Annotated in this window: 21 protein-coding genes and 1 other RNA gene; 19 read left to right on the top strand and 3 right to left on the bottom strand. The window is 34.7% G+C overall.

Features of this window, described 5'->3' with window-relative positions; translation table 11 throughout:
• The first annotated feature begins 6 nt into the window (after positions 1-6).
• The 15 genes from ftsY to D4A81_RS13480 all read left to right on the top strand — a co-directional run bounded on the left by ftsY (position 7) and on the right by D4A81_RS13480 (position 14,742).
• Positions 7-936, top strand: coding sequence for a signal recognition particle-docking protein FtsY (gene ftsY, locus D4A81_RS08075; RefSeq protein WP_111524375.1), 930 nt, complete (start codon positions 7-9; stop codon positions 934-936).
• A 44-nt stretch (positions 937-980) separates the two neighbouring features.
• A complete protein-coding gene (ilvA, locus tag D4A81_RS08070; protein WP_111524376.1) occupies positions 981-2,210 on the top strand; it encodes a threonine ammonia-lyase in 1,230 nt (409 codons plus the stop codon).
• Positions 2,203-3,516, top strand: a complete 1,314-nt coding sequence (locus D4A81_RS08065; protein ID WP_111524377.1) for a chloride channel protein — start codon at positions 2,203-2,205, stop codon at positions 3,514-3,516. Before ilvA ends, D4A81_RS08065 begins: the two co-directional genes overlap by 8 nt.
• A gap of 9 nt (positions 3,517-3,525) precedes the next feature.
• On the top strand, positions 3,526-4,407 hold the full coding sequence (gene dapA, locus D4A81_RS08060) for a 4-hydroxy-tetrahydrodipicolinate synthase (protein ID WP_111524378.1): 882 nt from the start codon (positions 3,526-3,528) through the stop codon (positions 4,405-4,407).
• Complete coding sequence (gene dapB / locus D4A81_RS08055) at positions 4,407-5,159, top strand: 4-hydroxy-tetrahydrodipicolinate reductase (RefSeq protein WP_111524379.1); 753 nt, start codon at positions 4,407-4,409, stop codon at positions 5,157-5,159. Before dapA ends, dapB begins: the two co-directional genes overlap by 1 nt.
• Positions 5,160-5,210: 51 nt before the next feature.
• Entirely contained in the window at positions 5,211-6,482 is a 1,272-nt protein-coding gene (locus D4A81_RS08050; protein ID WP_111524380.1) for a tRNA(Met) cytidine acetate ligase, read from the top strand.
• A gap of 41 nt (positions 6,483-6,523) precedes the next feature.
• Positions 6,524-6,842, top strand: an RNA gene (gene rnpB, locus D4A81_RS08045) — RNase P RNA component class A.
• A gap of 84 nt (positions 6,843-6,926) precedes the next feature.
• Entirely contained in the window at positions 6,927-7,652 is a 726-nt protein-coding gene (locus D4A81_RS08040) for a hypothetical protein (RefSeq protein WP_111524381.1), read from the top strand.
• 22 nt (positions 7,653-7,674) lie between these two features.
• The gene (locus D4A81_RS08035) at positions 7,675-9,852 is read left to right on the top strand and encodes a DUF3160 domain-containing protein (RefSeq protein WP_111524382.1); all 2,178 of its coding nucleotides are present in this window, start codon (positions 7,675-7,677) and stop codon (positions 9,850-9,852) included.
• Positions 9,846-10,799: a CapA family protein gene (locus D4A81_RS08030; RefSeq protein ID WP_111524383.1), complete on the top strand. Its 954-nt coding sequence runs from the start codon at positions 9,846-9,848 to the stop codon at positions 10,797-10,799. Before D4A81_RS08035 ends, D4A81_RS08030 begins: the two co-directional genes overlap by 7 nt.
• Before the next feature lie 120 nt (positions 10,800-10,919).
• A complete protein-coding gene (locus tag D4A81_RS08025) occupies positions 10,920-11,849 on the top strand; it encodes a 4Fe-4S binding protein (protein WP_111524384.1) in 930 nt (309 codons plus the stop codon).
• Complete coding sequence (locus D4A81_RS08020; RefSeq protein WP_111524385.1) at positions 11,839-12,918, top strand: sensor histidine kinase; 1,080 nt, start codon at positions 11,839-11,841, stop codon at positions 12,916-12,918. The genes D4A81_RS08025 and D4A81_RS08020 overlap by 11 nt, the downstream gene beginning before the upstream one ends.
• 3 nt (positions 12,919-12,921) lie before the next feature.
• On the top strand, positions 12,922-13,083 hold the full coding sequence (locus tag D4A81_RS13145) for a CD1871A family CXXC motif-containing protein (protein ID WP_162902564.1): 162 nt from the start codon (positions 12,922-12,924) through the stop codon (positions 13,081-13,083).
• A 26-nt stretch (positions 13,084-13,109) separates the two neighbouring features.
• Positions 13,110-13,859, top strand: a complete 750-nt coding sequence (locus D4A81_RS08015) for a hypothetical protein (protein ID WP_111524386.1) — start codon at positions 13,110-13,112, stop codon at positions 13,857-13,859.
• 139 nt (positions 13,860-13,998) lie between these two features.
• Positions 13,999-14,742: a TlpA family protein disulfide reductase gene (locus tag D4A81_RS13480; RefSeq protein ID WP_242977610.1), complete on the top strand. Its 744-nt coding sequence runs from the start codon at positions 13,999-14,001 to the stop codon at positions 14,740-14,742.
• A gap of 49 nt (positions 14,743-14,791) precedes the next feature.
• Here D4A81_RS13480 and D4A81_RS08005 read toward each other — a convergent pair whose 3' ends face one another.
• From D4A81_RS08005 to D4A81_RS07995, 3 genes are all read right to left on the bottom strand, one after another.
• Positions 14,792-15,454 (bottom strand): response regulator transcription factor, encoded by a 663-nt coding sequence (locus tag D4A81_RS08005; protein WP_111524387.1) that lies wholly within the window; start codon positions 15,452-15,454, stop codon positions 14,792-14,794.
• 130 nt (positions 15,455-15,584) lie between these two features.
• Positions 15,585-16,253 (bottom strand): phosphatase PAP2 family protein, encoded by a 669-nt coding sequence (locus D4A81_RS08000; RefSeq protein WP_111524388.1) that lies wholly within the window; start codon positions 16,251-16,253, stop codon positions 15,585-15,587.
• Between the two features lie 128 nt (positions 16,254-16,381).
• A complete protein-coding gene (locus tag D4A81_RS07995) occupies positions 16,382-17,839 on the bottom strand; it encodes a D-alanyl-D-alanine carboxypeptidase family protein (RefSeq protein ID WP_111524389.1) in 1,458 nt (485 codons plus the stop codon).
• Positions 17,840-18,071: 232 nt separating this feature from the next.
• Here D4A81_RS07995 and D4A81_RS07990 point away from each other — a divergent pair, with 232 nt between their 5' ends.
• The 4 genes from D4A81_RS07990 to D4A81_RS07975 all read left to right on the top strand — a co-directional run bounded on the left by D4A81_RS07990 (position 18,072) and on the right by D4A81_RS07975 (position 23,346).
• Positions 18,072-19,442, top strand: a complete 1,371-nt coding sequence (locus D4A81_RS07990) for an NAD(P)/FAD-dependent oxidoreductase (protein WP_172621798.1) — start codon at positions 18,072-18,074, stop codon at positions 19,440-19,442.
• 170 nt (positions 19,443-19,612) lie between these two features.
• Positions 19,613-20,095 carry a C-GCAxxG-C-C family protein gene (locus tag D4A81_RS07985; protein WP_111524391.1) on the top strand — a complete coding sequence of 161 codons (483 nt, stop codon included), beginning with the start codon at positions 19,613-19,615 and terminating at the stop codon, positions 20,093-20,095.
• Between the two features lie 9 nt (positions 20,096-20,104).
• Entirely contained in the window at positions 20,105-21,061 is a 957-nt protein-coding gene (locus D4A81_RS07980) for a TDT family transporter (protein ID WP_111524392.1), read from the top strand.
• 170 nt (positions 21,062-21,231) lie between these two features.
• On the top strand, positions 21,232-23,346 hold the full coding sequence (locus tag D4A81_RS07975) for a glutamine synthetase III family protein (RefSeq protein WP_111524393.1): 2,115 nt from the start codon (positions 21,232-21,234) through the stop codon (positions 23,344-23,346).
• The last annotated feature ends 1 nt before the right edge of the window (position 23,347 follow it).

Below are 23,347 nucleotides of genomic sequence, written 5' to 3'. Positions count from 1 at the left end.
GTTAGAATGGAAGAGAAGAAAAAAGGCTTTTTTTCAAGGCTTGTTGAAGGCCTTACAAAGACAAGAAATGCCGTTGTAAGCGGTATAGAAAATGTTTTTTTAGGATATGAAGTAATTGACGAAGACTTTTATGAGGAACTTGAAGAAACTCTTATAATGGGAGATATCGGAATAAGAGCTTCTACAGATATCATAGAAGAGCTTAGAAAAAGAGTTAAGGAAGAGCATATAAATTTACCTGCACAGTGTAAGGATGTACTTATTGATACAATAAAGCAGAGAATGGATTTGGGTGAAAATGCCTATGAGTTTGAAAACAGAAAATCTGTGGTATTTGTTATTGGTGTAAATGGTGTAGGAAAGACTACTTCTGTAGGTAAACTTGCAAGTCAGTTAAAAAAAGATGGTAAGAAGGTGTTGGTTGTGGCGGCAGATACCTTTAGAGCGGCAGCTATAGAGCAGCTTGAGGAATGGACAAAGAGAGCGGGAGTGGATATAATTGCACAAAATGAAGGTTCAGATCCCGGAGCTGTAGTATTTGATGCATGCAAGGCTGCAATGGCAAGAAATACAGATGTAATGATAGTGGACACTGCCGGAAGACTACATAATAAGAAAAATCTTATGGAAGAGCTGAAAAAGATAAATAAAATAATTGAAAGAGAATATCCGGATGCCTATAGGGAGACTTTGGTGGTACTTGACGGTACTACAGGTCAAAATGCTCTGGAGCAAGCAAGAGTATTTAATGAAGCTGCAAATATAACAGGTATTATACTGACAAAGTTGGATGGAAGTGCCAAGGGCGGTATAGCTGTAGCAATACAGGCTGAACTTTCAATTCCGGTAAAGTATATAGGTGTGGGGGAGAAGATAGATGATCTACAAAAATTCAATTCAAAAGAATTTGTAGATGCACTATTTAGTAATGAGTAAGCTGAGAAAGCTATTATATTATATGAAATAGAATCGAGGCAATAATGAAGGAATTTACATTAGAAAAATTTGAAGAGGCAAGTGAGCTTGTACAAAGGGTGACATCTGAGACAAAACTTGTATTTAGTGAATTCTTCTCAGAACAGTCAGGCAATAAGGTTTTCTTTAAGCCTGAAAATATGCAGTATACAGGTGCATATAAAGTAAGAGGAGCGTATTATAAGATATCAACTCTATCAGAGGAAGAAAAGCGAAAGGGAATAGTGACAGCATCAGCAGGTAATCATGCACAGGGTGTGGCATATGCAGCAAAGCTTTCAGGAATAAAGGCTACAGTATTTATGCCTACCACCACACCTCTTATAAAAATAAATAGAACTAAAAACTATGGTGCGAATGTTGAACTATATGGTGATGTATTTGACGAGGCTGCTACAAAGGCAATGGAATATGCAAAAGAAAGTGGTGCAACATTTGTACATCCTTTTAATGATTTGACAGTAGCTACAGGACAGGGCAGTATTGCAATGGAAATAATTAAGGAGTTGCCTACTGTAGATATAATTTTGGTACCAATTGGCGGTGGAGGTCTTTGTGCCGGAGTGGCTACATTGGCTAAGATGTTAAATCCCAATATACATGTTATAGGTGTAGAGCCTGAGAATGCGGCATGTATGAAATCATCTATTAAAGAGGGACATATAGTAACTCTTGATTCAGCCAATACTATAGCTGATGGTACTGCAGTAAAGACACCCGGAGATAAGGTATTTAAATATGTCAAAGAAAATATAGATGATATCATAACCATCAATGACAATGAGCTGATAGTCTCTTTTCTTGATATGGTGGAAAATCATAAGATGATAGTTGAAAATTCGGGCCTTCTTACAGTAGCAGCCCTAAAGCATTTGAATGTACAGGGAAAGAAGATAGTTGCTATATTAAGTGGCGGAAATATGGATGTTATCACTATGGCATCTTTGATACAACATGGTCTTATTGAGAGAGATAGAATATTTACAGTTTCAGTTCTTTTGCCGGATAAGCCGGGTGAGCTTGCAAAGGTGGCAGATCTTTTGGCAAGTGAGAGAGGAAATGTTATTAAGCTTGAGCATAATCAGTTTATCAGCATAAATAGAAATGCGGCAGTGGAACTTAGAATTACTATAGAAGCTTATGGAACAGAACATAAGAACCAGATAGTGGAGAGATTAAATAAAGAGGGGTACAGACCAAAACTTGTAAGGAGCAAGGGGACATATAATGCTTGAAGTAGACTTCAAAGGATTTTTTAATAAGTTTCATTTTAAGACTAATATAATATATTGTGTAAAATGGGGTATAGTTTCAGTTATAATAGGTATAGTAGTTGGAATTGCAGGCTCAAGCTTTGGACATGCTATAGATTTTGCTACTAAAATATGGAAAACACATAGCTATACACTCTATCTTATGCCAGTGTTTGGACTTATGATTGCTGCACTGTATCATTTTATAAATGCAGACAATCCAAGAGGTACAAACTATGTAATTGATTCGATATCATCAGGGGAGAGATTGCCACTAAAGATGGCACCCTCTATTTATATTTCCTCCTTCCTGACTCATTTGGGTTCAGGAAGTGCAGGAAGAGAGGGAGCGGCACTACAGATAGGTGGAAGTATCGGAAGCTTTATAGGAAGAAGATTAAAGCTTGGACAGAGCAAATTTTCAGATAAGGCAGATATAAATATCGCAGTTATGTGTGGAATGGCTGCATGTTTTTCGGCACTTTTTGGTACTCCTATTACAGCATCCATATTCAGTATGGAGATGTTCAGTGTAGGTGTAATGTACCATGCGGCACTTATTCCATGCTTACTTTCGTCATATGTCGCAGTATATGTAGCGGGACTTTTACATACACCTGAAGAGAAGTTTATACTGGAAGTTGCACCTGAGTGGAGCCTTAGAATGGTACTATTTATGATATTACTTGCGGCACTCACTGCAACAGTAGCAATATTATTCTCTGTAGCAATGCATGAGAGTGCAGACATTTATAAAAAATATTTTAAAAATCATTATATTAGGATTGTAGCTGCTGCAGTTTTATTTATAATATTAACTATAGTCTCAGGCAGTAGAGATTATAATGGTGGAGGATTTTGGCTGATAGAAAAAAGCATGGAAGGGGATGTGAGATATGAAGCATTTCTTATGAAAATCATTTTCACCGCAGTGGCACTAGGGGGCGGATTCAAAGGTGGAGAGATAGTACCAACATTTGTTATAGGTGGAACATTTGGTGGGGCATTTGCAAAGATCTTTGGCTTACCATTTGACCTATGTACTGCATGTGGAATGATTGCCTGCTTTGTAGGGGTTACTAACTGTCCAATAGCATCTATTTTTATGGGAATAGAATTTTGTGGTAGCCTAGGAATCAATTATTATGCTATAGTAGTAGGCGTAAGTTTTGTATTATCCGGCTATTATGGACTCTACAGTTCACAAAAGTTTGCATATTCAAAAACTGAAGCAAGATATGTCGGTTCAGATGCAGAGAATATTAGAAAGAAAAGACAAAGTAGTTAGGAGGCTTTTATGGCTATATTTGAAGGTGCAGGTGTTGCACTCATAACACCAATGAATGAAGATTTTAGTGTAAATTATGATAAATTAGAAGAAATATTAGAGGAGCAGATAGCAGGTGGTACAGATTGTATTATATCTTGTGGTACCACCGGTGAAGCTTCAACTCTTACAATTGAAGAACATTTAGAGGTTATAAAGAGAACTGTTGAAATAGTAAATAAAAGAATTCCGGTAATTGCAGGTACAGGTTCAAATTCTACAGAAACAGCAGTGGAATTTTCAAAAGAGGCACAGGAGTATGGTGCTGATGGAGTACTTGTAGTTTCACCATATTATAATAAGGCTACACAAAAAGGATTGATACAGCATTTCGAAACAATAGCAAATGCTATTGATATACCTGTAATACTTTATAATATTCCGGGAAGAACCGGTGTTAATATTGAGCCGGAAACTATCGCATATCTGGTTAATAATGTGTCAAATATAGTGGGTGTAAAAGAGGCAAGCGGAAATTTTACAAATGCTATAAAGACTTTGAGACTTTGTTCTGATATAGATATGTACTCAGGTAATGATGATCAGGTAGTACCGCTTATGAGTATAGGTGCAAAGGGTGTTATCTCAGTTTTATCAAATGTAGCACCAAGACAGACTCATGATATGTGTAGAGCTGCACTTGACGGAGACTTTGTTAAGGCAAGAAAGATGCAAATAGAAGCACTTGATGTTATAGAGAATCTTTTTACAGAAGTTAATCCCATTCCTGTAAAGGCAGCTATGAATCTTCAGGGAAAGAATGTAGGCCCGCTCAGACTTCCACTTACACAGATGGAAAAGGCACATGAAGATGCTTTGGCTAAGGCTATGAAGGAGTATGGTATTTTATAATGACAAAAATAATATTAAACGGTGCCAATGGTGCTATGGGTAAAGTTGTAACTGAACTTATAGCCGCAGACTCCGATATGGATATAGTGGCAGGAGTTGATTTAAATACTGATGTAGATCTTGGATTTCCGATATTTGATGATATAAAAAAAATTGACATCGAGGCAGATGCCATAATTGATTTTGCTTCTGTAAAGGCTGTTGACAATCTTTTGGACTTTATAGAAGAAAAAAAAATACCGGCAGTGATTTGTACTACAGGTCTTAGTGAAGCTCAGATTGAGAGAATCAACAAACTCTCAGAAAGTACTGCAATACTTCGTTCAGCAAATATGTCCTTGGGCATAAATCTTTTATCAAAAGTTTTAGCTGACATAGCTCCGACACTTAAGGCTGCAGGATTTGATATAGAGATAGTTGAAGCACATCATAGAAGAAAGTTGGATGCACCAAGCGGTACAGCAATCTTACTTGCAGATGCTGTAAATGAAAACATGAGTGAAAAATTGTCATATATTTATGACAGAAGTGACAGACATGAACCAAGAAGAAATGATGAAATAGGTATGTCATCTGTAAGAGGTGGTACTATAGTTGGAGATCATGATGTGATTTTTGCAGGTGAGGATGAGGTCATAACACTTAGTCACAGAGCATATTCCAGAAAGATTTTTGCAAATGGTGCGATATCTGCTGCAAAATTCTTGCAGGGAAAGACAGCAGGACTATATGATATGAGTGATGTTATCTAAAATATTTTGTTGGCAATCAGGAGACTGATTGCTTTTTTTGTAGAGGTGAATATGAAGATATTAGGGATTATTGCAGAATATAATCCTTTTCATAATGGACATAAATATCAAATAGAAAAAGCAAGGGAAATTTCCGGTGCTGACTATGTAGTGGCGATTATGAGTGGGAATTATGTACAAAGAGGCGCACCTGCTATATTTGATAAAAGAATAAGAACTAAGATGGCATTAAATGGAGGAGTGGATGCGGTATTTGAAATACCGTCTATATTCAGTTGTGCAAGTGCCCCGGATTTTGCTGCATTTGGAATAAGTCTGTTAAATATATTAGGTGTAGATTATATATCTTTCGGTGCAGAAAATAATGACTATGATCTACTTAACGCAGTAGCTAATGTACTTATTGAGGAAGGACTTGAACGAAGTATAAAAGAATCTATGTCAAAAGGGTTAAACTATGCTAAAGCAAGACATAGGGCAATAGTTGAGATTTTTTATGAAGATTCCGGATATGATTTAAATCAAATTGAAAGTATATTGGCTTCCCCCAATAATATATTGGCAATAGAATATTTAAAGAATATAAAATTAAATGCGTCTGGGTTAAAGCCGATTATAATAAGTCGAAGTGGAAGTGGATATCATGAAAAGGAAATTGAAGAAAATAAATTTTCATCAGCCACTGCTATAAGGAGATTGTTAGGTGAGGCAAAATATAGTGATAATAATGAAATAGTAAATACTGAGAGTATAAAAGCTTCAATACCTGAGGAAAATATTAGACTTTTTAAAAGTAGTAAGCCAATATTTGATGATGATTTTTTATTTACAATACAGAGAAATATATTAGAAAAACTCAGTCGTGAAGAAGCTTTATCGAATTACTGTGATGTGTCAGTTGAACTTGCAAATACTATAGAAAAAAATATATTCGAACTTAAAAATAAGCACTATGGAGATTTTATACTGAATTTAAAAAGTAAAAATTTTACATACACCAGAATAAGTAGAGCTATCTTTCATCTATTTTTAAATCATAAAAAGAAAGATTTACAAGAACTAAAGGCAGATAAATATTTTTTTTCTTATCCTTTACTTTTGGGATTTAAGAAAAGTTCCGGAGAGTTACTAACAGAATTAAAAAAGCGAAGTAAGGTTCCGATTATCAGTAAAATGAGCAATACAAAGGATATTTTAAGCCCACAGAGTTTTAGTATATTTGAAAATAATATATATTCAGACTTTCTGTATAATTCAGTATATTTTGAGAAATATGGAGAGAAGCTTTGCAATCCATATAGAAGGAATTTAGTGATTTTATAATAAAAACTTGCCAAAACCATTTTCAAATGTTAAAGTATTTTCTAGTAAAACAGACGGTCGCACAAGTGTGAGGAAAGTCCGGGCTTTATAGGGCAGGATGCCGGATAACATCCGGTGGAGGCGACTCCAAGGAAAGTGCAACAGAAAATAACCGCCGAAAGGTAAGGGTGAAAAGGTGGTGTAAGAGACTACCGCTCATATGGTAACATATGGGGTCAGTGTAAACCCCATCCAAAGCAAGACCAAAGCGAACAGGGCTGCCCGTCCGACGTTCAGGTAGGTTGCTAGAGCCTTGTGGTAACATAAGGACCAGATAGATGACCGTTTAATACATAACCCGGCTTATGTTTTGCTTAGGCTCCCATAGGGAGTCTATTTTTGTTGTAAAAAAGTAATATAAGAATTATAATATTATTATATTCATTGGTTAGTAAGAGGAAATATATGAAAAATTATATAATAAAGATAGCTATATTATACTGTATTATCCTTGTACTATCATCTTGTAGTAAGCCGATATTATCAAATATATCAAATCCTAACATTGTTTCATACTGTATAGGAGATATAGATGCAGACGGAGTAGATGAGCTTCTAGCTGTGAGTAATGGCGGAGAGAGGAGAAAACTGCCTACAGGTGAAGACTGTGGTAAATTTGTTGATATATATAGAGATTTTAGTATAGATAATGATAAGGTAACAGTTGGGGAAAAGCCTGATTACAGTTTTGACTTTTCAGATATAAAGCCTTCTAAAATACAGTTGGGTGATGTAGATGGTGACGGCAGAATGGATATCAGTATTGTAATGTATAAAAAAGTAAAGTTTCATAATGCATTGGCAAAGAGACCTTTTTTCTACAATTTTGAATCCGAAAAACTTGTACCGCTTTGGTTGGGCTCAAGATTATCCAGACCATTTGATGATTTTATATTGTCAGATATGGATGGGGACGGCATATCAGAATTGGCAGCAATAGAGGTACTGGAGAATAAGAATCGTATTTTAGCCATATATAAATGGGAAGGATTTGGATTTAGTTTATTTACACAAAGCCATGATGAGTTTAAAAAAATGCAATTTGACAATAAAAGTGATGAATTGAAGATCATTGTAGATGGAAATGAAAGGAAGGTGAAGTTAGAAAACAAAACTATATTGATTGAATGATAAAAATAAGAAAGGGGAATATATGAAAAAAAGATTTATATCATTAATACTTGTTCTTGGACTTATCCTGACCTCAAGCGGATGTAATATCCAAATAGATGTGAATAACAAAAGAGTGAAAGTCGGGTATGATACTCCGAAAAATAAGAGTAAGCATAATACAGTAATCGCAAAGAACTTAGACTATGAATTACCAAAGGTTAAGGAATTTTATACCGGAAATGGAGAATATACTCCAATAAATATAAGTGCAAATATTCCGGACATTAAGATACAAAGCTCTTTGTCAAATATTGAAAATATAGCTCAGTTTGGAAATTTGAATGCAGAACAAAGAGCAATGATTGAGGAAAACGGATTTGTAGTAAATCCTACCGATGAGGAACAGCTTTTCTATATATATGAAAGTAATACCTATAATAAAATACCTAACTTTGTAACTACCGATTCAGTATTGCAGTTATATCATATATTTTATGATTTTACACTTAGAGAAACTGAGTCTGATAAGCTTTATATAGAGTTAAAACAGCTAAATGCAAATATGGTAGACGCTTTATATGAAAAATATCAGAAAACAAGTGATGAAAAGAGTAAAGAACTTGTGGGGAGAACATTGGCATATTTTGCATTATGTGAAAAGCTGTTGGGAGAGGGAATGAGTAGATCTTTGCCAAGGGAAATAAACTCAATGGTGGAAGAGGATTATTCAAATATAAAGTCTGAGATAGAAAGTGAATCTTCAATAACAGGTACTGATGTTGATTACAGTCTGTTTAAGGTTAGAGGTCATTACACAAGATCGGATGTACTTACAGATTATTTTAAAACAATGAGTATGTATGGTGTTGTACCTTTTATTATCTATGACAGCTTTAAAGAGAGAAATGAAGATGGTGCAGCTATGGCGGTTATTGCTACAACAGCATTGGAAGAATTGCCGGATGAAAGCGGTATGGATCTGTGGGAGGATATATATTCTATTACAGAGTTTTTTGTAGGAAGTACAAATGATTTAAATCCTTTGGAGTTTGCCACTATCGTAGAAGAAGTATATGGAGAAATGCCTGAGCCTGAGGATATAGCAGATGGAATGGATGATCTTTACAATGAATTTGATAAGTTGACAGAGGCTAAAATAAAGGATGACTCTATAGGACTCTGCTTTAGATTTATGGGACAGAGATATATACCTGATTCTGAAATTTTAAATAGACTATCAAATGAGCTTAGACCTTTTCCAAGCGGACTTGATGTTATGGCAGTACTTGGATCTGAAAGAGCTGAGGAAATACTGGATTCATTATATGAGCCTTCAAAAGATTGGCCGGAATATGATAAAGAATATAGTGCTGTAAAAAAAGAGTTTGATGAGAGAAGTATTTCTGATAAGACTGAGAATATCTATGGTTCATGGTTGTTTACATTGGAGAGTTTAAATCAAAGCTTCCCTGAGGGCTATCCAGGTTTTATGAGAAATGAAGCTTGGGAGACAAAATCACTTGTAACAGCACTTGGAAGCTGGGCAGAGCTTAGGCATGATACGATATTATATGGTGCCCAAAGCGGTGTAGAATGTGGTGGAGATGATATACCACCTGAACTTATAGGATATGTGGAACCTAATGTAGAATTTTATAATAGACTTATATGGCTTACAAAACAAACTATGGATGGACTTTCACAAAGAAATGGTATAGGTGAGGATACAAAGTATAAATGTGAAAGTATAATTGAACTTTTGGAATTTCTAAAAAATTGCTCTATAAAAGAGTTGAATGGGGAAAAGCTTACATTTGAAGAGTATGACACATTGTTGACATATGGCGGTACGCTGGAGTATCTAAGCAGCAGTATTGCAGGAACTTCCGATTGGTATAGGATAGAGTCCGACACAGATAAAAATATGGCACAGATAGCAGATATTCATTCTGTTAATGGTGCGGGATATCTTGAAGTAGGTGTTGGAAAAGCGGCTGAAATATATGTGGTTGTTCCTATAGATGGAAAACTTTATTTGACCAGAGGGGCTGTATTTGACTATTTTGAGTTTGTAAATGAAGAAAGAATGACTGATGAGGAGTGGCAAAACAGACTGTCAAATCCTCCTGATAGACCACCTTTTGTAGAAGATTATATGCAAGAAGAGAAGGGACAGGAGTTGATAACTCCTGCTGAACCATATAGCTCAGGATGTTAAAGATAAGAAAATATATTCTTTTGTCAGTTATTTTTATAATAATAGGTAGTGCTGTTATATATAGATTTACTTTAATACAATCAGATATAAGTATTGAATTGACTTTTGCAGGTGATATCATGCTTTCAAGAGGATTAGATAAATATTTAAATGAAAAAGGATATGATTATCCATATGAAAATGTAAAAGATATTTTTTTATCAGATGATCTTACAATAGTAAATTTAGAATGCCCTATTACATCCTATGGAAGAGGTGCAAATAAAGCAAAACGATTTGTATTTAAGGCAAACAGTGAAAATGCATTTGCTATGAAGAGAGCAGGTATTGATCTATGTGATTTAGCAAATAATCATACTATGGACTACAGATCTGAAGGACTTGGAGATACTATGGATGCACTTACTAAAGCCGGCATTGCATATGTGGGTGCCGGTGAGAATGCCTCTTCAAATATGAGTTATATATTTGAAAAGAATGGTTATAAAGTAGGTATTTTAGCATACAGCTTATTTCCACCTGAAGGCATGGTATATAATGAGAATAATCCAAATATAAATTATCTTTCAGAGTTTGAAGATTTAAAATCTGAAAGAGTCAAGACTGATCTTAAAAAGTTGAAGGCTGACTTTAAGATAGTATATTTTCATTGGGGAGTAGAGTATGAACCATTTGCAAGAGATATGCAAAAAAAATTGGCAAGAGATACAATAGACGGTGGTGCAGACTTTGTAGTGGGAACACATCCACATGTAATACAGGGGAGCGAGGTCTATAATGGCAAATATATATACTATAGCATAGGAAATTGTGTGTTTGACAAACAGATACAAAAAGGTACAGATGAAGGAATGCTACTAAGAGTCAATATTGGAAAAAATAAAAGTGTAAATATAAAAGAGCAGAGATTTAAAATCAAAAAAGGTAGACCTGAGTTGGTGGAATGATTATAAATAACTCTATTGGATAAAACTAAATCCTGTAGGGTTATTTTTATTGCGAACATTTACTCAATCTTAACCTTAAACATGATAATATATACAAAAGCTTAAATGTAGGAGAGTAAGATGAAGTATTTTGAGAATAAATACACGAGATTTCAAGAGAAAAAGAAGAATATAATACAGGCTGTAGCTACTCTGGCTACAAATGCAAATTTGAAGGGCTTTTTTGAGGGCAGAATATATACCGGAAAGACGAAAGTAGCATGTGTTCCCGGATTAAACTGCTATTCTTGCCCGGGTGCAGTTGGCTCATGTCCTATAGGTTCATTGCAGGCGGTGATAGGAAGTAAGAAATTTAGTATTTCATATTATGTTTTTGGGATAATGATTCTTATAGGAGCACTTTTTGGGAGATTGGTATGTGGACTGCTTTGTCCATTTGGATTTATACAAGACTTATTATATAAGATACCAACACCAAAGTTTAAAGTGCCTGATAAGGTTGACAGAGGCCTTAGATATTTGAAGTTTGGAATACTTCTAGTATTTGTAATACTGCTCCCAATGTTTTTGACAAATGCTTTTGGACTTGGAGCACCATATTTTTGCAAGCTTATATGTCCTGCCGGAACACTTGGAGGAGCATTACCATTACTGGCAAAAAATGAAGGACTTAGAGCGACAATAGGATTTTTATTCTTTTGGAAGCTCAGCCTCTTGGTAGTTATATTGGGGTTATCAATATTCACATACAGACCATTTTGTAAATATATTTGTCCACTTGGAGCATTCTACTCATTCTTCAATAAAATAGGATTTTATAAGATGGAGTTTTTACCTGACAAATGTGTAAATTGTGGATTATGTGAAAAGTCTTGTAAGATGGACATAGATGTCAGAGCCAATCCAAACTCTTTAGAATGTATTAGATGTGGTGCTTGTACTGCAGCATGCAGACATGATGCACTTATAATGTCATACGCAGGTCTTGGAAAGAAAAAAGAAGTAAAGTCATGTAGTGGGAATTGCAGAGGATGTGCTAATGTGGAATAAACTGTCTATACGTGCAAAGCTTACCTTGGTTACCGGAGCAGTACTTTGTGTAATATCTTTGGTATCATTTTTTATAAATATAGGAAATGCTTCTACGATTTTTATAATACCGGATAGTGTAGATGTTTCTAATAATGGTGGAGAAAACTTCTTTCAATTGGACATGGAATTGGCACAAGAGACATTTAGGATAAATTGTTTTTATATAACAGTTTTTTGTTCAATAGTAGGAACAGTTTTGATGTGGTATGTCAGTGGAAAGGTATTGAAGCCTTTGAATATATTCACCAATAAAATAAAGGATTTGGATATAAATAAAATAAATAAAGAGATATCAGTGGTAAGAAGCAAGGATGAGGTTGGACAGTTACAAATTGCATTTAACCATATGCTAAAAAATATAAAGGAATCTTATCAAAGACAGAAGAGCTTTTCTCAGAATGCAGCACATGAGTTAAAGACACCTGTATCAGCTATAAAGACAAATTTAGAAGTTCTAAAAATGGATGATGAGCCGAAAATAGATGATTACAAAGATTTTGTATCAGTAGTTGAGAGGCAAATAGAAATGATGAGCTCAATAGTACAGGGATTGAGAACCTTATGCAGTGGTGAGGAGATAAATATTGAGAAGATTTGTCTGAAAACAGTTATAGATGATATACTGACTGATTTAAAAAATGATATAGTAAATAAGAGACAGACAATAAATATAAGCATTAATAATGATTTTTATATACAGGCGGATAAAGTTTTATTAAAGCAGGCTATTTTTAATTTGATACATAATGCTATAAGGTATTCAAAGGCGGATGCAAATATTGAAATAAAACTTGAAAATAATATACTCAGTATAAAAAATTTCGGTGTTAGTATACCTGAGGATGATCTTGAAAAGATTTTTGATGCATTCTATTGTGTGGATAAATCAAGATCAAAAAAATATGGTGGGAGTGGTCTTGGACTTGCGATAACCAGAGAAATTATAAATAAACACAAATTTCATATTGGAGTAAATAGTCAAAAGGATAAATTTGTGGAGTTTAGAATAGATTTTAATGGAGAATAATATATGAAAGATTTGATGAAGAATGCTGAAAAAAGTAAGATAATTCCATACATGGCATTAGGTATTGGAGTTGTAATGATTATTGCCGGAGTAATTAGAGATGAACATCTGGTAGTACTAAAAAAAGCTGTAAATATATGCCTTGAATGCATAGGTATTGGATAAATTAATATAATACGAAGGAGAGATTTATGAAAAAGAATTTAAAAAAACTTATTGTTGCTGCAATGTCGGCCTCTTTACTGATGGCATGTGGAAGCAATGTAAAAAGTGAAGAAACAAAAGAAGATGTACAGGAAAGTGTTGTACAGGATAGCGTTGAAGCAGATAAGGCGGGAATGAGTGTGGATATGAATTCAAATATGCCTTTATTACCGGGTGCTGAAAATGGAAATGTAAAATCTATTACTGATGATACCATACGTATAGAGAGAATATCATATTTAACCAATGAAGTGGAGAGTAGTGAGGAGAGTAAAGAAGGGGATGAAGTTGCGGACGAAGTTGATTTGCTTTTAGATGCTTCAGCTATAAAGTTTGTAGATATAACTACTGGTCTTGTAAGTGATGCACCAAAAGAGGGTGATGAGATATATGCCTGGGTCGCACCTGAGTATATGACAAGTATGCCACCACAGGTAAACTCATATGTAGTATTGACTAATGTGACTGACGATTTACATATGCCTATGTATACAGATAGTATAGAAGGTATTGAGGAGTCAGATGGTAGAATAGAGTTAATGGACACTCTAAATAATGCTAAATGGAGTGTTGATAAGAATGTAAAACCGATATTGTCCTCAACAGGAGAAGAAGTAGAATTTTCAGATATTAAAAAAGGTGATAAAGTTCTGGTATGGTCAGAAAACTTTATGCTTACCGTTGGAAGTAAGGATACTCCTAAGATACAGACAAATAGAGTTGTAATATTAAAGTAAATATTACTTGTAAATGCAAAATAAATATGTTAACTTAAATGGTATAGTTTCGCTTGTTAAGGGAAGTATGGAATACAATACTGATTTTCTTAACCTTAACTTTACTAAATGAATGATATAACACAGATAAGGAGTAAATATGAAGAAGAAAATATTAGTTTTGGGCTTGGCTTTGATGATGGCCGGAGTAAGTGCATGTAGTGCAGGTAATAAGGCTACAACAAATACAGAGTCAAAGCAGGAGGATACAAAAGCAGAAGAAACAAAAACTGAGGATACAAAGCAGAAAGAAACAAAAGCTGAGGATACAAAGCAGGAAGACACAAAAGCTGAGGATACAAAAGCAGAAGAAACAAAAACTGAGGATACAAAGCAGAAAGATACAAAGGCTGAAGATACAAAAACAGGTGAGTCAAAAAAAGAAGAGGCTAAGAAGGCTGATTCAAAGAAAGATGAAGTGAAGTTTCCGGAGTTCACTGCAAAGACAGTTACAGGTGAAGATATCAGTAGTGATGTATTTAAAGACAGCAAACTTACAGTGGTAAATGTCTGGGGAAGCTGGTGTGGTCCATGTGTTAGAGAGATTCCGGAGCTACAAAAGCTATATGAGAACATGAAGGATAAGAATGTGAATGTAATCGGTTTAGCCCAAGATGCAGGAAGTGATATGGACGCTGTAAAGGAAGTTATTGAGAAGAATAATGTTACTTACCAGAATATAGTACCTGAGGGTGTTACAGAAGGGTTTGTGATGAGCCTTATGGCTTTTCCTACTACATTCTTTGTAGATTCTGAGGGAAATATTGTAGGTAGTATACAGGGAGCTAGAGACTTGGATGGATTTACTAAGATAGTTGAGGACTTATTAGCAAATCAGGCTTAGATCTGATTTGACTGATATTTATATATAGGATTATGAAGAATGGGATATACTAGTCATTTACAGTATATCCCATTCCTCTTGTATTTTTTATAACATCACTTCCAAGTTTTTTTCTTATAGCTGCTATATGGACTTTTATTACACTTGAAGTATCATTTGCATTCATATCAACATTATGTTCAAGTAGCTCATCTGTAGAAATCAAAGCATCTTTATTCAGGCATAGATATTCAAATATAGCATATTCCTTAGGAGTAAGTGGTATATTTTCACCATTCTTTTGTACTTGCTTTTTATTTAGATATATAGTTATATCCTGAGATTCAAGCCTTATGATATCATCACTCTTATTATATGAGGTACGCAAAAGGGCTCTTATTCTTGCCTCCAATTCTCTAAAATGAAAAGGCTTTACAAGGTAGTCATTTGCACCTAGATCCAGTCCAAGCACTTTATCATTTAAGGAATCTCTGGCAGATAGTATAATAATTTTAGTATCAGGGTTGTCTTCTCTTATAGCTTTTAAAACTTCAATACCATCTAGCCTAGGCATATTTAAATCAAGAACTATAAGGTCATATTCCGACTCAAAATAAAGAGAAAGTGCCTCTTCCCCATCCATAGCTGTGTCTACATAGTAGTTGAGCTTGCGAAGTCCTTTGGCAAGTCCGTTCAAAATATCTTCTTCATCTTCACATATCAAAAGTCTCATATAATCTCCCATATATTTATTAGTATAAAGATACAATGAAATAACATTTATATCAATACTGATCAAAAAAATTTAAAATAATATTTTGAAAACACAAAAATGCCGTACAAAAAAGTACGACATAATAATGTTATATTCTTATATCCTCCCTATCACTATGGCCTACAGGCAATGGTATCTTTGCATAGATAAGTTGATAAATTACATAGGAGAGTATTGTAGCACCTACCACATCAAGGAATGAGTGCTGCTTTAAAAATAATGTTGACAAACAGATTGAAATCATGATGATAAAGGAAACTACTTTTACTTTCATATTGTTGTAAAAGAATTTTGACCTCACTATAGCTACATGAGTTGCAATGGAGTTAAAAACGTGAATACTTGGAAATACATTGGTAGGAGTATCAGTTTTGTAGATAAAAGCTACCAGATGTGTAAATATATTCTTGTTAGGGTCCAAATTTGTGGGTCTTAGATTTGTGCCATTTGGGAAGATTTGGCATATAAAGAGTGATATACTCATTCCAAGGGCCAGATATAACCCAAATCTATAAAATTCATCTACATCCTTAAAAAATAGGAACATCAGCATAAATGCTACATATAAAAACCATATAAAATATGGAATAATGAAAAATTCATTGAATGGAATCCAATCATCAATTTTTGTATACATTATATGATACTCTGTTACAATGGTTCTTTCCAGATACATATACCATGATAAATATATAAAGCTGTATAGGAAGACCCAAGCATGCCTGTATTTTCTAAAAAGTTCAGTTAATTTTTTCATAATATCGCCCCAAATTTATTTTTGTAATAACTTTCGTCTATAGATTGTATAGCTAGATGAAGAATAATTCAAGTGAATTGAGAAAACATATATTACAATTTCTTAAAGAAATACAAAAAGCACTGTTTTCAGTGCTTTTCTATTATATCTTTTGCTTCTTCTTCACTTATACCACAATCTGAGGCGCTCCAGCCGGTTTTTAAAAGATTGTATATGCGAAGTTCACGATCGCTAAAATTATTTTTCTTCTTTGCTATATGTAATCTTATTAAAATGATAATTATTAATAGAAGAACAAAACCCCCTATGGAAGAGGCAATGATAATATTTCTTTTTGAAATACTAAACATTATATTTGTGAAGCTTTGTAGCGGCTTCTTTTCCTCTGCTCTAGTGACCTGTTCATCAGATTCAGTCTCATTTTGCACTACCTTTTCTTCATCAGGTACATAATTTACATTTTTGGTGGCAACAATATAGACTGAACCGATTGGATAATCATTATAGCTATAATCAACTCTGCAAAGTGCATTTTTAGGCTGATTGGGATCAGCTTCGAAGTCCATAGTTGAGCTTACATCATTTATATCTGCATCATTTGGCAATGTTATTGAAGCATTGTCATCAGGTTCTATAGTATATTCATTAAAGTTTGGTATCAGTGAAAGATTACTTGAAAAATTTGTAGTAATTCCTGACGAATTTAGCTTTATATTTTTAAAATTACTAAAACCAAAGTTCATCAATTCCTGTGTATCTGTATAATGGGTTTTATTTCCATTTAAAACTACTGTAATTAGCCCTATATGGTCATTTCTGCCATAAGTGACTAAGGTATTTCCTGCCAAAGTGGTATAACCTGTTTTTCCACAAATAGCATTTTGATAGTAGTTACCGGAATTTTTTCTAAGCATACCATGATGATTGTATAATGTCTGACCGGTAGGCACTCTGCTGGTAGGTGGAAGATTATAATAAGTTGCTGAAGCTATTTCTGTAACAGTAGGATTTTGAAATGCTGCACGACTTATTAAAGCATAGTCATAGGCACTGGTATAATGCTCAGGATTATTCAAACCACTTGGATTCGCAAAATGTGAATCTGTACAGCCAAGGCTTTCTGCTTTAGCATTCATCATATCTGAAAACCCCTCAATGCTTCCACCTGTATATTCAGCTAAGGCATTTGCCGCTTCGTTTGCAGATTGCAAGAGCATAGCATATAAGCAATCCCTCACAGTAAGTGTATCACCTACATCCAGACCGGCACTTGAAGAGCCGGCTTCAACATTGTATACTGCATTTTTTGAGAATGTTACCATATCATCAAGATTACAGTTTTCCACTACTACCAGGGCTGTCAAAATTTTTGTAATACTTGCCGGAAAGTAATGTTCATGGATGTTTTTACCATATAGCACAGCACCGGAGTCGGAGTCCATCAGTATGGCACCTTCTGAGAGAACATTTACATTTGTGGGCCAATCCACATATGCAAAAGTCTTTAGCGGAAAACTGATTATGGTAATAATTGTCAAAAAAAATATTAGAGTTGTTTTTTTAAAGTTTTTAATTTTCGCATTCATTCTTATATTATGCCTCCATTGTTAAAAATAGTAAAGTAGAAGAATTATAATTATTTAAGAAGATTTAGGAGTATTTGTAGAAGAATAAAGAATGCTGAAACAAGATATGAAAAAGTGTATTGCTTGTATAGAAAATAAATATTATAATAGAAATACTGCATTGCGATATTTCAAACGAGATGTCGCCATTTTTATGTAAGATAGTATTGTCGCTTTTGTGAAAGGGAAAGATATGAAATATGATGTAATGATAATAGGAGCAGGCCCGGGAGGTATTTTCTCTGCTTATGAACTTATAAACCAAGATAGCTCACTAAAAATTGCGGTTTTTGAGTACGGTAACCCACTGGAGAAAAGACATTGCCCAATAGATGGAGTTAAAATAAAATCCTGTATAAATTGTAAGAGCTGTGGAATAATGAATGGATTTGGTGGTGCAGGTGCATTTTCTGATGGAAAGTATAATATCACAAATGAGTTTGGCGGCACATTACATGAATATATAGGAAAGAAAAAAGCCATTGAACTTATGAATTATGTTGATGGTATCAATGTAAAATATGGTGGTGGAAAAACTAAACTATATTCTACTGCAAATTCTGATATAAAGAGATTATGTCTACAAAATAATTTGCATTTATTAGATGCAAGTGTTCGCCATTTGGGTACTGATATAAATTATGAGGTGCTTGAGAATATATATGCTGATTTGAAGGACAAGGTGGAATTTTTCTTCAATACTCCTATAGTAAAAATAGAAAAGATGGAATCTGGATATAAGTTGGATTCAAAAACAGGAGAAGAATTTTTTGGAGATAAATGTATTGTATCTGTAGGTAGAAGCGGAAGCAAATGGATGGAGCAAATCTGTAGAGAATTGAACATTCCTACAAAGTCAAATCGTGTGGATATTGGTGTAAGAGTTGAGCTTCCAGCTGAGATATTCAGACATCTTACAGATGAATTGTATGAAAGCAAGATTGTTTATAGAACTGAGAAGTATCAGGATTTAGTGAGAACATTCTGTATGAACCCTAAGGGTGCTGTAGTAAATGAGAATACAAATGGTATTGTTACAGTAAATGGACATAGCTATGAGGATCCGGCACTTCAAACTGAGAATACAAACTTTGCACTATTGGTGTCTAAGCATTTTACAGAGCCTTTCAAAGACAGTAATGGTTATGGTGAGAGTATTGCAAGACTTTCAAACATGCTTGGTGGCGGTGTAATGGTTCAAAGATTTGGAGATCTTATAAGAGGGCAGAGAAGTAGTACAGGAAGAATCAATAAGTCATTTATGACACCTACTCTGTCAGCAACCCCGGGAGATCTTTCTTTGGTTATTCCAAAGAGAATCCTGGATGATATAATTGAGATGATATATGCTCTTGATAAGATAGCTCCGGGAACTGCAGGTGATGAAACCTTACTTTATGGTGTAGAGGTGAAATTCTATAATATGGAGGTAGAGATTGATAATAATCTTGAGACACTTCACAAAGATTTATATGTAATAGGTGACGGTAGTGGTGTAACACATTCCCTATCACATGCTTCAGCCAGTGGGGTATTTGTGGCAAGGCATATACTTGGAAAATAGACTATAAAAAACATATTTATTGATAGAACAAATAAAATAGTCTTCATCAATTAGAAAAAACTATAAAAATAACGAGGTTTTTTGGTATAGATTCACATAATCTATACTTTTTTTAGTATACAAAAATATTTTTTAGTGTTAAAATATGAAAAACAATTTAGGAGGAAATTATGAATATTAGAAGTGAGGTTAGTGTAGACAAGGTAAGACAGGATGCTGAGGACAATTACAGAAACGGATATTTTTGCTGCGAAGCGCTCATGGCAGCAATAGTAGACAATTTTGAACTTGATGTTCCAAGAGAAGTTATAGCTATGTCATCAGGTATGGCTGTTGGAGCAGGTAAGAGTGGATGTATGTGTGGTGCTTTAAACGGTGGAGTTTTGGCTCTTGGTATGATATTTGGAAGAACTGAACAAAACGGCCCTAAGGATCCTAAGGTTGTAAAATGCATGGAGCTTACCCATGAATTACATGACTACTTTAAAGAGGCTAATGGAAAGCATTCAAACTGCTGTAGAGTACTTACAAGAGAGTTTGATATGGGTGCCGGAGAGCACAAGGAGCAGTGCATCAGATTTACAGGAATAGCTGCTAAGAAGGTAGCAGAGATCATTGTAAGAGAAAAGGGACTGAAGAATATAGACTTATAAGAGGTAGCTATGAATTTTTTAAAACGAGTACCATTGCCATTAAGTGGTGTTGCCTTGGGATTTGCGGCTCTTGGAAATTTGTTGGCAATTTATAATCCTTATTTAAAAACAGTTTGTGGAATATTAGCATTTGTAGGAATCTTATTTGTTACATGCAAGTATTTGACTATGCCGGATGCTTTTATTGCAGATATGAAAAATCCTGTACTGGCAAGTGTTTCAGGAACATATACTATGACTTTGATGCTTTTGGCAACTTATATAAAACCTATTATACCGGTAGTAGCTGTTATTTTGTGGTATGTAGCTATTATCTTTCATTTTGTATTAATGGTTTATTTTACATTGAACTTTATATTAAAAATCAAGATACCTGATGATATGATGAAGATAGCCGCAAGCTATTTTATTGTTTATGTTGGAATAGTTGTTGCTTCAGTTACTGCACCGGCATTTAAGAATATTGCACTGGGACAGGTTTGTTTCTGGATAGGATTTGTTCTTTATATTCCGCTTTTCTTCTATGTATCTTTTAGATATATAAAACTTGGCAATAAGAATATTGAGGCCAAAGCACTTGCATGTATCTATGCAGCACCGGCAAGCCTTTGTGTGGCAGGATATATAAACTCATTTGAGCAAAAGAATATCAATTTTTTAGGACCATTGTATATGGTGTCATTTGCGATATATTTACTGGGAATGGTGGTTGCAATTGATGTTTTAAAACATTATATAAGTGATAAAGAAAAACATAGATTTTATCCAAGCTATGCCGGATTTACATTCCCATTTGTTATAAGTGCAATAGCCGGAAAACAGTTTTATACAGTAAGTGAAAAAATAGGTCATTTCAGATGGGTTCCTTATCCCGGAACATGGATTGTGAATGTTCAAATTTTAATTGCTGTTATTTTGATGATTTTCACAGCAGTAAAGTTTGCAAGACATATTTTTGCAAAATAATAAGATGATTTTTAAAAGATTGTTTGTGTAGGCAGGCAGTCTTTTTTATATTCAAAGATGCAAAAATATATTTTATATGCTATAATTTTTGCGAAAACTTTGGGAAATGATAAGTTTTCCACTATAGTTTATTTTATACTAGGCTTTGCCTATAATTTTGAAAGGTGCATATGGAGAAAAAGGATACAATCACAGAGATTTTTGGGGCTAATGTATTTAATGATGAGGCTATGCAGGTATATTTGCCAAAAGCAGTATTTAAAAAGTTAAAAAAGACTATTGAAGATGGCTTGGAACTGGACAATGATATTGCGGATTCGGTGGCTCATGGTATGAAGGAGTGGGCTATAGATAGAGGAGCTACTCATTATACCCACTGGTTTCAACCTTTGACAGGTGTTACGGCTGAGAAGCATGATTCTTTTATTTCGGCACCTAAAAATGGTAAAGTTATAATGGAATTTTCTGCCAAGGAGCTTACAAAGGGTGAACCGGATGCTTCCAGCTTTCCTTCAGGAGGTCTTAGAGCAACTTTTGAAGCCAGAGGCTACACTGCTTGGGACTGCACTTCACCGGCTTTTATAAAGAAGGATTCTTTGGGTGTTACACTCTATATTCCTACAGCTTTTTGCTCATATAAGGGGGAGGCACTTGATAAAAAGACTCCACTGCTTCGTTCTATGCAGGCTATAAATACTCAGGCCCTTAGAATACTTAGACTGTTTGGGAATACTACAGCCAAGAGAGTAATACCTTCTGTAGGTGCGGAACAGGAATACTTTATAGTAGATAGAGAAAAATATCTACAAAGAAAGGATTTGATATATACAGGTAGGACTCTTTTTGGAGCTATGCCGCCAAAGGGACAGGAACTTGAGGATCACTATTTTGGATCTATTAGAGAGAGAATAGCATCATATATGAATGATTTAAACCATGAACTTTGGATGCTTGGAGTTCCGTCTAAAACTCAGCATAATGAGGTGGCACCGGCACAGCATGAACTTGCTCCGGTATATGAGCAGGTAAATATAGCAGTAGATCACAATCAGGTTACTATGGAGACTATGAAGAAGGTGGCAGGAAGACATGGACTTACATGTCTTTTGAACGAGAAACCTTTTGCAGGTGTCAACGGTTCAGGAAAGCATAATAACTGGTCTTTAACTTCAGATGACGGAATAAATATGTTAAATCCCGGAGATACTCCACATGAGAATATTCAGTTTTTATTGGTTCTTGCTTGTATACTAAAGGCTGTAGACAAGCATGCAGACTTACTCAGAGAATCTGCGGCATGTGTGGGAAATGAACATAGGCTTGGTGCCCATGAAGCACCTCCTGCTATTATTTCTGTTTTTCTTGGAGAACAGCTGGAGGATGTTATTGATCAGCTCTGCTCTACAGGTGAGGCTACACATTCTCTTCAGGGCGGCAAGTTAAAAACAGGTGTTGCTACACTTCCTGATTTTGAAAAAGATGCTACTGATAGAAATAGAACATCTCCGTTTGCCTTTACAAATAATAAGTTTGAGTTTAGAATGGTCGGTTCTTCTGATTCCATAGCTTCTCCAAATATTGTTTTGAATACAATAGTTGCGGAGAGTTTTAAAGAGGCTGCTAATGAACTTGAAAATGCAAGTGACTTTGACGAAGCAGTGCATGATATGATAAAGAGGCTTTTTAGTGAACACAGAAGAATTATTTTCAATGGAAATGGATATTCCAATGAATGGGTGGAAGAGGCAAAGAGAAGAGGCTTGTCAAATCTACCAAGTATGATAGATGCGATACCTGCTTTGGTTTCTGATAATGCTGTAAAGTTGTTTGAGGAGTTTGAGGTTTTTACAAGAAAAGAGCTGGAGTCAAGAGTTGAGATAGAGTATGAAGCATATTCCAAGGCTATAAATATAGAGGCAAAGACTATGATAGATATTGCAGGAAAATCAATAATACCTGCTGTAATAAGATATACTACAAGACTTGCAGATTCTATTATAAAGCTGAAAGCCGCAATAGATGGTATAGAGCCATATGCACAGAATGCTATCTTATTGGAAGTGAATGAACATTTGAAGGAAGCCAAGGTTGAGATTGAAAATCTGAAAAGGCACATGGACAAAGTAGCTGAAATTTCTGATGTAACAGAACATGCAAGGTATATGCATGAAGTAGTAGTTCCTGCAATGGAAGCACTGAGAAAGCCTATTGATACTCTGGAGATGATAGTGGATAAGGATCTTTGGCCAATGCCAAGTTATGGTGATTTATTATTTGAGGTATAAT

The organism is Lachnoanaerobaculum umeaense, assembly GCF_003589745.1.
Classification (GTDB): domain Bacteria; phylum Bacillota; class Clostridia; order Lachnospirales; family Lachnospiraceae; genus Lachnoanaerobaculum; species Lachnoanaerobaculum umeaense.
This window is presented reverse-complemented; position numbering and strand designations above follow the sequence as displayed.